15 protein-coding genes are annotated in these 13,046 nt (G+C 66.5%); 7 read left to right on the plus strand and 8 right to left on the minus strand.

The annotated features are described in order from the left end of the window. Positions 1–75 precede the first annotated feature (75 nt). Together METFAM1_RS0104735 and METFAM1_RS0104740 are read left to right on the plus strand one after the other, a co-directional pair. Positions 76–1,818 (plus strand): sensor histidine kinase, encoded by a 1,743-nt coding sequence (locus METFAM1_RS0104735; RefSeq protein WP_019918448.1) that lies wholly within the window; start codon positions 76–78, stop codon positions 1,816–1,818. A gap of 85 nt (positions 1,819–1,903) precedes the next feature. After that, positions 1,904–2,308 carry a response regulator gene (locus METFAM1_RS0104740; protein WP_019918449.1) on the plus strand — a complete coding sequence of 135 codons (405 nt, stop codon included), beginning with the start codon at positions 1,904–1,906 and terminating at the stop codon, positions 2,306–2,308. On the opposite strand, the gene METFAM1_RS0104745 is transcribed toward METFAM1_RS0104740, so the two are convergent. From METFAM1_RS0104745 to METFAM1_RS0104780, 8 genes are all read right to left on the minus strand, one after another. After that, a complete protein-coding gene (locus METFAM1_RS0104745; RefSeq protein WP_019918450.1) occupies positions 2,275–2,697 on the minus strand; it encodes a GNAT family N-acetyltransferase in 423 nt (140 codons plus the stop codon). The genes METFAM1_RS0104740 and METFAM1_RS0104745 overlap by 34 nt on opposite strands. 2 nt (positions 2,698–2,699) lie before the next feature. Continuing rightward, positions 2,700–3,179: a L,D-transpeptidase gene (locus METFAM1_RS0104750; RefSeq protein ID WP_019918451.1), complete on the minus strand. Its 480-nt coding sequence runs from the start codon at positions 3,177–3,179 to the stop codon at positions 2,700–2,702. Beyond that, a complete protein-coding gene (gene tadA, locus METFAM1_RS0104755) occupies positions 3,179–3,652 on the minus strand; it encodes a tRNA adenosine(34) deaminase TadA (protein WP_019918452.1) in 474 nt (157 codons plus the stop codon). Before tadA ends, METFAM1_RS0104750 begins: the two co-directional genes overlap by 1 nt. A 9-nt stretch (positions 3,653–3,661) precedes the next feature. Further along, entirely contained in the window at positions 3,662–4,528 is an 867-nt protein-coding gene (gene xrtB, locus METFAM1_RS0104760) for an exosortase B (RefSeq protein WP_019918453.1), read from the minus strand. Positions 4,529–4,592: 64 nt separating this feature from the next. Continuing rightward, on the minus strand, positions 4,593–5,456 hold the full coding sequence (epsG, locus tag METFAM1_RS0104765; protein ID WP_019918454.1) for a chain length determinant protein tyrosine kinase EpsG: 864 nt from the start codon (positions 5,454–5,456) through the stop codon (positions 4,593–4,595). Between the two features lie 11 nt (positions 5,457–5,467). Further along, on the minus strand, positions 5,468–6,856 hold the full coding sequence (gene epsF, locus METFAM1_RS0104770; RefSeq protein WP_019918455.1) for a chain length determinant protein EpsF: 1,389 nt from the start codon (positions 6,854–6,856) through the stop codon (positions 5,468–5,470). Between the two features lie 12 nt (positions 6,857–6,868). After that, entirely contained in the window at positions 6,869–7,672 is an 804-nt protein-coding gene (epsE, locus tag METFAM1_RS0104775; protein ID WP_024300468.1) for a polysaccharide export protein EpsE, read from the minus strand. 73 nt (positions 7,673–7,745) lie between these two features. Beyond that, a complete protein-coding gene (locus METFAM1_RS0104780; RefSeq protein ID WP_019918457.1) occupies positions 7,746–8,690 on the minus strand; it encodes an EpsD family peptidyl-prolyl cis-trans isomerase in 945 nt (314 codons plus the stop codon). 322 nt (positions 8,691–9,012) lie between these two features. Between METFAM1_RS0104780 and METFAM1_RS0104785 the strand changes: the two genes are divergently transcribed. From METFAM1_RS0104785 to METFAM1_RS0104805, 5 genes are read left to right on the plus strand one after another with little or no spacing between them, the layout of a single operon-like run. Beyond that, positions 9,013–9,288 carry a hypothetical protein gene (locus METFAM1_RS0104785; RefSeq protein ID WP_019918458.1) on the plus strand — a complete coding sequence of 92 codons (276 nt, stop codon included), beginning with the start codon at positions 9,013–9,015 and terminating at the stop codon, positions 9,286–9,288. A gap of 1 nt (position 9,289) precedes the next feature. Beyond that, positions 9,290–9,601 (plus strand): DUF3301 domain-containing protein, encoded by a 312-nt coding sequence (locus tag METFAM1_RS0104790; protein ID WP_019918459.1) that lies wholly within the window; start codon positions 9,290–9,292, stop codon positions 9,599–9,601. A 39-nt stretch (positions 9,602–9,640) separates the two neighbouring features. Next, entirely contained in the window at positions 9,641–11,443 is a 1,803-nt protein-coding gene (gene pabB, locus METFAM1_RS0104795) for an aminodeoxychorismate synthase component I (protein WP_019918460.1), read from the plus strand. Further along, complete coding sequence (locus tag METFAM1_RS0104800) at positions 11,418–12,509, plus strand: aminopeptidase (protein WP_019918461.1); 1,092 nt, start codon at positions 11,418–11,420, stop codon at positions 12,507–12,509. Before pabB ends, METFAM1_RS0104800 begins: the two co-directional genes overlap by 26 nt. Then, positions 12,506–13,045: an adenine phosphoribosyltransferase gene (locus tag METFAM1_RS0104805; RefSeq protein ID WP_019918462.1), complete on the plus strand. Its 540-nt coding sequence runs from the start codon at positions 12,506–12,508 to the stop codon at positions 13,043–13,045. Before METFAM1_RS0104800 ends, METFAM1_RS0104805 begins: the two co-directional genes overlap by 4 nt. Position 13,046: the final 1 nt, after the last annotated feature.

The following is a 13,046-nucleotide window of genomic DNA, read 5'->3' on the forward strand; positions in this document are numbered from 1 at the left end:
ACCACCCTCGTCCGCCCTGCGGCGGCCGGCGGATGGAATGACCGCCGGCAGCACTCCGCTACGGACACGTGCAGCATGACATCCACGATCGCAGCCCCACTGCCGCCCGACGAAAACGAACGCCTGCGCGCACTGCACGCCAGCGGGCTGCTCGACACGCCGCCCGAGCCGGCGTTCGACGATCTGGCGCGCATCGCCTCGCAGCTCTGTGGCACTCCGATCGCGCTGGTCAGCCTGGTCGACGAGGATCGGCAGTGGTTCAAGTCGCGCATCGGTCTGGACGCAAGCGAAACGCCGCGCGAGCAGGCCTTCTGCGCACACGCCATCCTGCGGAACGAGGTGCTGGTTGTGCCGGATGCCACGATGGACGTGCGCTTCCGCGACAATCCGCTGGTCACCGGCGGGCCGGGTATCCGCTTCTACGCGGGCGCGCCGCTGGAGGTCGCAGGCGGCCATCGCATCGGCACGCTGTGCGTCATCGATACCGTTGTGCACGAGCTGACCGAGGCCCAGCGCGAAGCGCTGGTCGCGCTGGCGCGGCAAGTGGTCGCGCAGATCGAACTGCGCCTGCACGTGAGCGAGCTGCAGGCCGCACACGCGCGGCAGAACCTGTTCGAACAGCAGTTGCAGCGTTTCAACGCCGAAATGAAGGCCCTGGTCGCCCATCGCACCGCCGAACTGAAGGCGGAGCGGGACCGTGCCGAGCTGTATTTCGACATCGCCGGCAACATGATGGTGGTCGCGGACAACGGCGGTCGCATCGTGCGCGCCAACCGGATGGCGGCCGAGGTGCTTGGCCGCCCCGGCAGCAGCCTGCCCGGACGCGACTGGTTCGAGCTGTGCTTTCCAGAAGACGAGCGTGCCGATGCGCGCGCCTTCTTCGCTCAGCTGGTCAGCGGCGAACGCGACGCGGCACGGCGCTTCCGCGGCCACGTAATGACGGCCGACGGTCAGTTGCGCGTCGTGTCCTGGCACACCACGCGGCTGCACGACGAACAGGGCGCGACCACCGGCCTGCTCGGGGTCGGCGAGGACATCACGGCCCGACTGGAAGCCGAGGAACATCTGCAGCGCACGCTCTCCGAACTCGAACGCAGCAATATCGCGCTGCAACAGTTCGTGCACGTCGCCTCGCACGACCTGCGCGAGCCGATCAACTCCATCCTGAATTTCGCCAAGCTGCTCCGGCGCGACGCCCACGAGGCGGATGCCATGCGACGCGAGCGCTACGTGGACTTCATCGTGCGTGGCGGCGAGCGGCTGCGCGCGCTGGTGGACGATCTGCTTGCCTTCGTCCGCCTCGACGCGACCGAGGCGCGGGCGGACGCCGTAAATCTGGCGGAACTGGTGGAAGAAACGCGTCAGTCGCTGGCAGCCGCCATCGGTCGCAGTGGCGCGACGATCCGCGTCACGCCGCTGCCGGTCATTCGTGGCGACCGCAGTCTGCTGGGCCTGCTGCTGCAGAACGTGATCGACAACGCGCTGAAGTTTCACGCACCCGGCAAGCCGCCGGAAGTCGATATCGATTGCGATGTGGTCGGCGACGAGCTGCACGTTTCGGTACGCGACAAGGGCATAGGCATCGCGCCGGAATTCCAGGAGCGCATCTTCGAGGCTTTCCAGCGTCTGCACGCGCATGCGGAGTACGAGGGCACCGGCCTCGGACTTGCGCTGAGCCGCCGCATCGCCGACATGCACCATGGCCGCATCTTCGTCGAATCGCAGCCCGACGCCGGCAGCCGTTTCGTGCTGGCGTTGCCCGCGAGCTGCCGCATCGGCATCGCGTCGCACGCCATGCAGCGGACGGAAATCGCATGAGCCGCGCCCGCCCGCTCACCATCGACCCGGCGCACGCACATCGACCTTGCGCGCAACGCGCCGATCAACCCGGGGCCTCTCGATAATGACCGCACCGCTGCGCACCGTGATGCTGATCGACGACAACGACGCCGACAACTTCTTTCACGGCATGATGATCGAGCGCTCGGGTCTGGCGACGGAGCTGCTGGTATTCGAGTGGGCGGAAAAGGCGCTGGAGTGGTTTCAGACGCACCCGGGGCACGCGGTTGATCTCATCCTGCTCGACATCAACATGCCGCGCATGAATGGCTTCGAGTTTCTCGAACAGTTCCACCAGTTGCCGTCAGTGCATCAGGCGGATGCCCGCGTCTGCATGCTCAGTTCGTCACCGCTGGAAGCCGACCGCGTCCGCGCCTTCACCTTCCCGCGCGTGACCGACTTCATCGTCAAGCCGCTCGGGGACGACTTCCTGTCTCAGCTGACCAAGGCCTGCGACATCCGGCGGTGAGGGATGCCGGCCTCGTCGAATTCCGGCCCTTCGGCAACGAAACCCTGCGCCTCGTAGAAGCGCAGCGCATGCGTCTGCGCATGCAGCACCACGTCGCGCATCCCACGCCGCCGCGCCTCGGCGAGCAGAGCCTGCAGCAGCGCCCGGCCCACCCCTGACGAACGGAACGGCGCGCGCACGGCCATGCGGCCGATGTGACCGTCGGGCAACAGGCGCCCGCAGCCGACCGGGTGACCGTCGAGCAGGGCCAGCGCATGCACGCTGGTGGCGTCGTCGGCGTCCCACTCCATCTCTTCCGGAACCTGCTGTTCGACGATGAATACTTCGCGGCGTATCGCTTCGAGCGCTGGCGCCAACGACACCCAGTCACCCAGATCGACGCGCAGCACGCTCAGTCCGTGATGCGGACCGGGGTGCCCGCCGGAACAAGGTCGAAAAGTTCGATGATGTCGCGATTGCGCATGCGCACGCAGCCGATCGAGCCGGGCACGCCCATTTCCGCCGTATCCGGGCTGCCATGCAGATAGATGTAGCGACGCATCGTATCGACCTCACCCAGCCGGTTCACGCCCGGCTCGCAGCCCGACAGCCAGAGGATGCGCGTCAGTATCCAGTCGCGGCCCGGATGTGCGGCCGCCAGTTCGGGCGACCACAGTTCACCGGTCGGGCGCCGGCGCACGAACACCGTGTTCGCCGGCGCGCCAGCGCCGATGCGGGCGCGGATCACGTGTCGCCCGCGCGGCGTGCGGAAGCTGCCGCGCTGCTCGCCGGCGCCGTTCTTCGCCGTCGACACCCGATAGCGGCGGATCAGCACGCCGGCATCGTCATGAAGGCGCAGCCACTGTGAACGGATGTCGATGTCGATATGCATCAGGCGGTTTCGATGCGCCGGCGGCGGGCAGCGAAGAAGTCGCTCAGCAGGCGACCGCACTCCTCCGCCAGCACGCCGGACTCGACTTCGGCATGGTGGTTGAGCCTGGGCTCGGCGAACAGGTCGGTCACGCTGCCGCAGCAGCCGGTCTTCGGATCGCGCGCGCCGAACACGACACGCGCGATGCGCGCATGCTGGATCGCACCGCTGCACATCGCGCACGGCTCCAGCGTCACGTAGAGCGTGCAGCCGGGCATGCGGTAGTTCGCCAAGGCCTGTCCCGCCGCGCGCAAGGCCATTACCTCGGCATGGGCGGTCGGGTCGTTGGCCATGATCGGGCGATTGAAGCCGCGGCCGACAATCTCGCCGTCGCAGACCACGACGGCGCCGACCGGCACCTCGCCGAGCGATCCCGCCTCACGGGCGAGCGCCAGCGCCTCGTTCATGAAGAGCAGATCGGTATCGCCGCTCACGACCGGCTCTCAGGCCGCTGCATCGGCCTTGCGCACGCCAAAGCGCAGCATCGAATCGACACCGATAATGAGGATGAGCGCACTGATGAACAGCACCATACCGGCGAAGCCATGCAGGAAGCCCTGCCCCGCTTCGTCGCCGAAGTGGTAGGTGATCAGCGTCAGCACGATGACGCGGATCACGTTGGCGCAGAAGGAAATCGGCACGATCAGAATGGCCAGCGTCACGTTGCGCGCAAACGAGTCATGACGGACCAGATTCAGGTAGAGCAGGCCCAGCGCCTCGAGCGTGAACAGTGAGTGCAGGCCGGCGCAGGCATCTGCCACCAGCAACTGGTACTGGCCGATGACCAGGATGACGCCAGTGCGTGCGATCGGATAGCCCAACGCGTACAGCAGATGCTCGGCCGCCCACGACACACCCATCTTCATCGGCTGCGTCACTGCGTCGACCAGGATGCCGGGCAGCGGAATCATGAACAGCATGAAGAACAGCGGGAACCACAGACGCAACAGGGTCGCACGACCGAAGAACACCAGTATCAGACCCGCCAGCATCGGGATCAGCGAGCCGATCTCGAAGATCAGGATGTCCTGCGAACGGCCGAGGATGTAGAACAGCAGCGATGCAACCACCAACGGCCAGCCCAGAATGGGCGCCGGCGCCGGTTCGATCCGGTCGGCGATGTCGTTCCACTTCGTGTAGAGCAGCCACAACGCAACGGCGAGCACGATGGGGCCGTGCGCGTTCTCGTCGGTGCTCCAGATGCCGTTGAACAGGTCATGGAAGCTGGGGCCGTACATCGCGGCCATACCGGCCAGCACGATCCAGAACGGCGCCCAGTCGAAGGACAGTGCATGGGCGCCGAGGCGCATGGAGTGCGGAGAAGACATGCTGGAAGCGCTCACCGGATGATCGTTTCTGCTCTGACCAGCCCGTTCAGGGCTCGTTCATCACCGAGCCGACGACCGTGGCGCTGGCGGTGATCAGTTCGTCGGCCAGGCGACGCAGACGCGAAGCACGGCTCACGTTCTTGCGCGCCACCATCAGCGCGCCGCTCGCGCGCACTGCGATGGTCTGCGCGTCGGCGTACTCGGCACCGGCCGGCGTGTCGATCAGGATGACGTCGAAATCCTTCGACAACTGCCCCAGCAACTGGCTGAACACCGGTCGCGACAGCAGTTCCTGCGGGTTCGGCGGCACCGCACCGGCCGGCATCACGCACAGGTCGAGCAGTGCCGGCACGCGCTGCACTGCGTCCGGGCCACCCCGACCGGCCAGCGTTTCCGACAGGCCGACCCGGTTGCTGACCGAGAACAGTGTGTGCTGACGCGGATTGCGCATGTCGGCGTCGATCAGCAGCGTGCGCTCGCCCAGTTGGGAGAACACAACCGCCAGGTTGGCAGCGATGAAGCTGCGTCCCTCGCCGCGCTCCGGGCTGACGATGGCCAGCGTCTTGCGCTCGGCCTCGGCGTCGAACCAGCGCAGCATGAGCTGGCTGCGCAATGCGCGCAGCTCTTCCACCTGATGGGTGAAGGGACGATAGGCCGCGATCACCTCGTCGCTGACCGCGCTTTCGCCGGCCTGCAGGAATGGGTAGTCGAACTGGCGCGACAGCGCGAACTGGATGTCTGATTCCTTCAGCAGACCGAGCGAGATCGCCGCGTCGCCGAAGCGCAGACCGCGTTCGCGCTGCGCGCGCAGGATGCGCTCGGCACCATCCGGGCTCAGCCGGCCGGCGTCGATCAGGATGGCGCCGATGGCCCGCCCGGACCCGGTATCGATAGAAGTGGGTGCGTTCATGGTGATGTCCTTCAGGCGGTGGCCGCGCGGGCGCGTTTTGCGCCCTTGTTGAACTTGACGGTCGAGATCAGGCCGAGCACCGGCACACCGAGCAGCTGCTGCAGATCGTCGTCACCGCGCACGCGCTGATCCAGCAGTTCGAGCAGCAGCACGGTACCGACCGCCAGCAGCACGCCGAGGAAGATGGCGACCAGCGTGTTCAGCAGCAGGTTGGGACTGGAATGTTCGATCGGCGCGATCGCCGGCGTCAGCACGACGATATTGGTCTGCGTGGTCTGGCTTTCGAGGCTGGTCTGGGTGAAGCGCTGGGCGACCGCGTCGTAGGCGCGCTGCGCGCTCTCGACCTCGCGCTGCAGCACGGCCAGGTCGTCGCGCTGCTTCTTCAGTTCGAGCACGCGGTTCTTCTGCGCCGCCAGTGCTGCACGCACTTCAGCTTCGCGCTGCACGTTCACGCGGTTGCTGGTGCTGAGCGTGCTGGCCACCTTCTTCATTTCGGCGTCGAGCTTGCTGCGCAGGGTATCGACCTCGCCCTGGGCGCGCTGGTACTCCGGATGGTTGCGACCGAAGCGCTGGCTCATTTCGTTCAGCCTCGACTCACCGCGCGCCAGTTCCGACTTCAGACCGATGATCAGCGAATTCTGCTGCACTTCGGGCAGCGTTTCGATCTGCGACTGACTGACCTGCGCCTGGCGCGACGAACTGTCGCTGCGCTGCGCCTGGATCGCGGTGTACTGGCTGGACAGCTCGGCAAGACGCGCGCTCTCGATGTCGAGGCGCTCATCGGTGTTGACGATGCCGGTTTCCTGCTGGAAGGCGGACAGCTTGCTTTGCGCCTGCTCGAGATTTTCTCGCAGCGCCTTGGACTGGCTGGCGAACCAGTTCGCGTACTGCTTGGCCGGTTCGATCTTCAGTTCGAGGTTGGTGTCGATGTAAGCCTGCGCGAAGGCATTCGCGACGGCCGCGGAAAAGGCCGGATCCTGGCCGCTGAATTCGATCGACAATACGTTGGAATCGCGCGACGGTTTGACGTCGAGCTTCTTCTTCAGCAGGTCGGCGAAATAGGCGTCCATCGAGCCCTGACCGTCGGTCGCTTCGCGCCACTGCTCGACCGCCTGGGCGCTCTTCTCGAAACCGAGCATGCGCACGACGCGCTGGGCGACGCGGTCCGACGTGACGATGTCCACCTGGGTCGCCATATAACCCGGCGTCACCAGTGCCGGCAGCGTGACGCCAAGGATGGGATCGGGCGACTTCACGTCGATCAGCACCGAGGTGGCCGAGGTGTATTGCTTGGGCAGCACCAGACTGACCGCGACCGTGGTGGCGACGACAACCAGAAGCACCGCCAGGCCGACCAGCCAGCGCGCGCGCAGAATGAGCAGGAATTGCTGAAACGTCATGGAATCATCCGATCAGAAAAGGCTTTCGCGCACGTAGACGACATCGTCGCTCTGCAGCGTCATCGACATGTCGGGCTCGATCGCCTCGACCGCACCGGCCGCATTGCGGCGATGCAGCTTGAGGCGCTTGTCGGTGCCGCGCAGCGTGATGCCACCGCCCTGGGCGAGCGCCTGCATCACGGTCATGCCGCGCTCGAGGCGATAGGAACCCGGACGATTCACTTCACCGTAGATGTAGAACACCGGCGCGCGGTGGATGTAGAGGATGTCGCCCCCCATGACAGGGATGTCCGCATTGATCCCCTCCGGCTGGAACAGGGCCGGAATGTCGATCTCGGCGCGGAAGGGCTTGTCGTTGCGGGTACCGACCAGCGTCACGATGTCGGCGCCGCTGACCGACGCACCGCCCGCAGTTGCCAGCATGTCGGTGACGCGGGTGTTGGCGATCTCGATCGGATAGCGGCCGGGGCGATTCACCATGCCCAGGACCGAAACCTGGTTGCCGCGGATCTGCAGCAGCAGCACGTTCACCTGCGGCTTCAGCACGAAACCGCCGTCGCGCAACTTGTCGGCGATCAGCTTCTCGGTCGCCGGCAGCGTCAGACCGCCGACCGTCACGCCACCGATCAGCGGATAGGTGATGCTGCCGTTCTCGGTCACCCGCGTCTCGACCGTCAGGTCCGGATTCTGGAACACGGTGACGCGAATGATGTCGCCCGAACCGAGCACGTATTCACGCGCATCGGCGGCACTGGCGGCCGGCAGCAGCAGCATCCCGAAACAAAGGCCTAGCAGCAGACGTACGAACTTCGTCATATCGAGGGGTTTCCAGTTGATCAGTCCGAAAGGACGGCGCCCTGCATTGGCGCAGCGCCGTCCCGAGAGAGGCTTACTTGAGCCCCGAAAGTCCCTTGTCCACCGCCGATTCGGTACCGGCGGCCGGCGCAGCGGCCGGTGCGGCAGGTGCAGCGGCCGGTGCAGCAGCAGTCGGCGCAGGCGCGGTGAATTCGCCCATGTACTCGATCTTGCCGCTTTCACGCAGCTTCTTCACTTCCGACTGCGCCAGCTCACCCTTGCGCTGGTTCAGCAGGAACTGTTCGATCACCGGTCGTGCGGCGTTCTCGTCGACCGGCACGCTGCGCGACGCGGCCACCTCGATCACCAGAATGCCGCTCGGGGTGCCGAGCACGCCGATCTGGCCGTCCTTGATCTGATGCACCCGCTTCACCATTTCGAGCGGCAGCTGCTCGGCGGGCTTGGTCACCGCATTGGCGGTGAAGCGCACGTTCTCACTGCGCAGCCACTCGGCGATCTGCTGCAGATTGCGCGGCTGCGACATGAACTGTTCGAGCTTGGGCGTAAAGTCCGGGCCGGCAGCGATGGCCAGCTCGCGCAGATTGAAGATGCGGCGCTCGGAGAACAGCTCCGGGTGCTGGCTGTAGTAATCCTTGATTTCGCTGTCGGTCGGCTTGACCGCCGCGCTGGACACCTGCTCGAGGTAGGCACGGGCCAGCACTTCGCGGCGCGCAGCCTCGATCGCCTGCAGCGTCTTCGGATCGCGGTCCAGCTTCTTCTCGACCGCCTGCTGCACCAACAGCTCCTGATCGATCAGGCGCTCGAGAACCTGGCGGCTGGCCGCCTTGGCCTGCTCGGGATTCGCCACATTGGTACGCTGCATGACCTGATTGATCTGATGCACCGAAACTTCACCGCCGTTAACCTTTGCGGCAACCTGAGTCGCCGTCTTCTTTTCGCCGCCCTCGCCGCCGCAGGCAGTCAGGATGGCTGCAGCGATGACGGTCAAGGCGATGGAACGGCGTGCGTGATGTGGCATGTTTTCCCCGAATGATTATTGCTGATTTGTGACATGAGGCCGTCGGCCAAGATAGCCCAACTGACCAAGGCTGAACAGTATCGGGCGCGTGTTACAGCGCCGTTGCGTGAAATGTTTCCGTAATGCAGCATGCCCGCCACGCGGCGATGGCAGCTTGCCGCGCCTTGCTCCGCGGCCGGCGGCACACAAAGCGGGCCGCGCCGACCAACCTTCTTGCACACGATAGAATCGGGCACGCTTCCCGGTTCATATCGCCTTACATATGTCTTTCTCTACCGACGCCTTTGCCGAGGCCTTGTCCGTATTTGCGGCCCACGAGCGGATGGATCCGCTGATGCTGCTGTGCAAACTGACCGAAGAATCGGGCGAACTGGCCGAGGCCGTGCTGGTCCAGCGCGGCTACAAACCGCACAAGACGCTGCCCGCCGACGCGTCGATCGATGAAGCCGCCGACGTGTTGCTGTGCCTGCTGCTTGTGCTGTCCCGCCTGTATCCGGAACGCACCCCTGCACAGCTGGCGTCCCAGTTGGCCGAGCGCATCGACGGCAAGCTGGCGCGCTACGTCGCGCGCCAGCCGATGGCGCAACCGGAGCACTGACATGCCAACCTTCGAACTCGTGTCGCTGCTGCTGATCGGCGGCCTGATCTGGTTCTGGCTCGACAGCCTGAATGCCCGCGAAGCGGGCATGGAAGCCAGTCGTGCCGCCTGCAACGCCGAAGGCACCCAGCTGCTCGATGATACCGTAGCCATCCGTTCGACCTCGCTCGCCCGCGACGAGGGCGGTCAGATGCGCATCAAACGGACCTATGCCTTCGAGTACAGCGATACCGGGAACAACCGGCGCCACGGCTCTGTCACGCTGCTCGGCCGACGCGTGATCGCGCTCTACATCGCGCCGCACGTCGTCTGAACACTGCTCACGCCTGACCGGCCGGCGGCCGGCAACATCATGAAATTCATACTCGACTTCTCGACCCCGGACAGACTGCCACGCCGCCTCGTGTTCGGCGAACCGCTCGAAGTGGTGCGCGCCGACAGCGTGGACGCCGTGCGCCCTGCCCTGCGTCGCGTCGCCGAAGCCACGCAGGGCGGACTGCACGCGGTCGGCTACGTCGCCTACGAGGCCGCGCCCGCCTTCGATCGCGCGGCGCGCGTGCGCAGCGGATGCGGCGTGCCGCTGGTCTGGTTCGGCCTGCACCACGCGCCGGTCGATTGCGGCCCCGACGCGCCGGCCCCGTTCGAGGTGCCGGCATGGGAACTGGACACCGGGCGCGACGAATACGGGCAGGCGATCGACGCGATCCACGCCGCCATCCGTCGCGGCGACGCCTACCAGATGAACTACACGGTGCGCGCCCACGCGCGCTTTTCCGGCGACGCGCAGTCCTACTACGAGCAATTGCGACAGGCGCAGCAAGCCGAGTTCTGCGCCTACGCCGACATCGGCACCCACCGCATCCTATCGGCGTCGCCGGAACTGTTCTTCTCGTGGCAGGACGGCGTGCTGACGACACGACCGATGAAGGGCACCGCACGGCGTGGCCAACTGCCGGAAGAGGACGCCGAACTCGCGCGCTGGCTGCGCGATTCGGAAAAGAACCGCGCCGAGAACCTGATGATCGTCGACCTGCTGCGCAATGACCTGTCGCGGCTGTCGATGCCGGGTGGCGTGCAGGTGCCTCACCTGTTCTCGATCGAGAACTACCCGACCCTGCTGCAGATGACCTCGACCATCACCGCGCGCACCCGCCCCGAGGTGACGCTGGACGACGTGTTCGCCGCCCTCTTCCCCTGTGGCTCGATCACCGGTGCGCCCAAGCTGAAGTCGATGGACATCATCGCTGAGCTCGAGAAATCGCCACGCGCGGTCTACTGCGGTGCCATCGGCCACGTGGCACCGGGCGGTGCGGCGCGCTTCAACGTCGCCATCCGTACGGTCACGCTGGACGTGGCGAAAGAGAGGATGGAATGCGGGCTGGGCGGCGGCATCACCTGGGATTCGGTCGCCACCGACGAGTACGCCGAAGTGCAGACCAAGAGCCGTTTCCTGACCCGCGCCGGCAATGGCTTCGAACTGTTCGAGACGCTGTTGCTGGTCGATGGCCGCTACGAACTGCTCGACCGCCACCTCGCCAGGCTCAACGCATCGGCACGCCATTTCGGCTTCGCCGCACCGCAGGACCCGGCCGCCGTGCTGGCAGCGCATGCCGAGGCATATCCGCAGGGCCGCCTGCGCGTGCGCCTGTTGTGCGCCGCAGACGGTGGCATGCGCATCGAGAGCGCCGCCGCTGGCGAGCCCGACAACAGCCCGCGCAAAGTCAGGCTGGCTTCGGCGCCGGTGTCCCGCGCCGAGCCGCTGCTCTACCACAAGACCACGCGCCGGGGCCTCTACGACGCCCACCTGTCGCAGGTCGCCGGCAGCGCCTTCGACGTGCTGCTGTGGAACGACGCTGGCGAGCTGACCGAATTCACGCGCGGCAACCTGGTGCTCGACATCGACGGCTGCCGGTACACGCCGCCGGTATCGAGCGGCCTGCTTGACGGCACGCTGCGGCGCGAACTGGTGGAGCGTGGCGAACTGCTGGAACGCGTGCTCACCTGCGATGACCTCGGCCGCGCCCAAGGCGTCTGGTTCATCAACAGCGTGCGCGGCTGGATACCGGTCACGATCGACAACGCGCCGCTGGACACGGCCCCCGCCATCGTGCCCGCCTACGCCGATCCCTATGCCGGACACCGCGACGCTGGCTGAGCGCATCCGGCGTCGCGGCCTCGTCGTCGGTCTGGCGCTGCTGCTCGGCGGCTGCAACGGCAGCTTCTCGCCGCGCTACTACTGGCAGGCGGCGCATGGCCAGTTCGAGCTGTGGCGACTGGCGCGCCCGCTGGCCGAGGTCGATGCCGACCGCACGAGCACGCAGTCGCTGCGCGACAAGCTCGCACTGGCGGCAGAGATCCGCGACTGGGCCAGCCGCGAGATGGCCCTGCCCGACAACGGCAGCTATCGCCGCTACGCCGACCTCGGGCGACCTTTCGTCGTCTGGAACGTCTTCGCCACCGAGCCGCTGTCGGTCAAGCCGCGCCAGTCCTGCTTCCCCATCGCCGGCTGCGTCAGCTATCGCGGCTTCTTCGCCGAAGCCGACGCACGCCGCCACGCCGACGCACTGGCGCACGAGGGGCTGGACGTGCACGTGAGCGGCGTGCCGGCCTACTCGACACTGGGCTGGTTCGACGACCCGCTGCTGAACACCTTCATCCACTACCCGGAAACGGAACTGGTGCGTCTCATCGTGCATGAGCTGGCGCACCAGATCGTCTATGTGCGCGACGACACCGAATTCAATGAGTCCTTCGCCAGCGCGGTGGAAGAAGAAGGCGTGCGCCGCTGGCTGGCACGCCCCGGCAAGGAAGGTCTGCGCGAAGGATTCGAGCGGGCGCAGATGCTGCGCGCCGATTTCGCTGCGCTGGTGACCCGCTACCGCGACGCACTGGATGCGCTCTACGGCAGCGATTTGGCGGAATCCGAAAAACACGCCGGCAAGGTGCGTCTGCTCGAAGAACTGGGCACGGATTATCGCGCTCTGCGCGACACGCGCTGGGCCGGCTTCCGCGGCTACGATCGCTGGTTCGCACAGGACATCAACAACGCGACGCTGGCTTCGATCGGCCTCTACACTGCAGCCAGACCGGCCTTCACGCGGCTGATAGCCGCCTCACCCGACATGCCCGCCGTATGGGCGACCATGCGCGAGCTGGCCGCACTGCCGCGCGACGAGCGACGCGCCCGGCTCGGCCTGCCCGCCTTCCAGGAAACGCCATGACACATTCGTCCGACCTCGCGCCGCTGCGCTCGCTGATCCGCACCATTCCCGACTTTCCGGAGCCGGGCATCCAGTTCCGGGACATCACACCGCTGCTGGCCGACGCACGCGGCCTGACGCAGGCACTGGACGCACTCGAACACAGCATCGAACCGGGCAGCATCGACATCGTCGCCGCCATCGAGGCGCGCGGCTTCCTGTTCGCCGGCGCGCTGGCGCAGCGACTCGGCGCCGGTCTGGTGCCGGTACGCAAGCCCGGCAAGCTGCCGGGCCCGACGCTGGGCGTCGATTACGCGCTCGAGTACGGCTGCGACCGGCTGGAAATGCACACAGGCGCTTTCGCCCCCGGCGCGCGGGTGCTGGTGCTGGACGATCTGATCGCCACCGGCGGCACCGCCATGGCCTGCGGCGAACTGGTCGAACGCGCCGGTGGGCAGCTCATCGGCTTCCGCTTCCTGATCGACCTGCCGACGCTCGGCGGCTCCGCCCTGCTCGCCGCGCGCGGCTGGCACAGCCACGCGCTGCTGCAGTACTGAC

Source organism: Methyloversatilis discipulorum, assembly GCF_000527135.1.
GTDB classification, from domain to species: domain Bacteria; phylum Pseudomonadota; class Gammaproteobacteria; order Burkholderiales; family Rhodocyclaceae; genus Methyloversatilis; species Methyloversatilis discipulorum.

Excerpts from the sequence above, each read along its gene's own strand:
- METFAM1_RS0104735 (WP_019918448.1), top strand. The coding sequence starts at position 76 with ATGACATCCACGATCGCAGCCCCACTGCCGCCCGACGAAAACGAACGC.
- METFAM1_RS0104740 (WP_019918449.1), top strand. The coding sequence starts at position 1,904 with ATGACCGCACCGCTGCGCACCGTGATGCTGATCGACGACAACGACGCC.
- METFAM1_RS0104750 (WP_019918451.1), bottom strand. The coding sequence starts at position 3,179 with ATGCATATCGACATCGACATCCGTTCACAGTGGCTGCGCCTTCATGAC.
- xrtB (WP_019918453.1), bottom strand. The coding sequence starts at position 4,528 with ATGCGCCTCGGCGCCCATGCACTGTCCTTCGACTGGGCGCCGTTCTGG.
- epsG (WP_019918454.1), bottom strand. The coding sequence starts at position 5,456 with ATGAACGCACCCACTTCTATCGATACCGGGTCCGGGCGGGCCATCGGC.
- epsF (WP_019918455.1), bottom strand. The coding sequence starts at position 6,856 with ATGACGTTTCAGCAATTCCTGCTCATTCTGCGCGCGCGCTGGCTGGTC.
- epsE (WP_024300468.1), bottom strand. The coding sequence starts at position 7,672 with ATGACGAAGTTCGTACGTCTGCTGCTAGGCCTTTGTTTCGGGATGCTG.
- METFAM1_RS0104780 (WP_019918457.1), bottom strand. The coding sequence starts at position 8,690 with ATGCCACATCACGCACGCCGTTCCATCGCCTTGACCGTCATCGCTGCA.
- METFAM1_RS0104785 (WP_019918458.1), top strand. The coding sequence starts at position 9,013 with ATGGATCCGCTGATGCTGCTGTGCAAACTGACCGAAGAATCGGGCGAA.
- METFAM1_RS0104790 (WP_019918459.1), top strand. The coding sequence starts at position 9,290 with ATGCCAACCTTCGAACTCGTGTCGCTGCTGCTGATCGGCGGCCTGATC.
- pabB (WP_019918460.1), top strand. The coding sequence starts at position 9,641 with ATGAAATTCATACTCGACTTCTCGACCCCGGACAGACTGCCACGCCGC.
- METFAM1_RS0104800 (WP_019918461.1), top strand. The coding sequence starts at position 11,418 with ATGCCGGACACCGCGACGCTGGCTGAGCGCATCCGGCGTCGCGGCCTC.
- METFAM1_RS0104805 (WP_019918462.1), top strand. The coding sequence starts at position 12,506 with ATGACACATTCGTCCGACCTCGCGCCGCTGCGCTCGCTGATCCGCACC.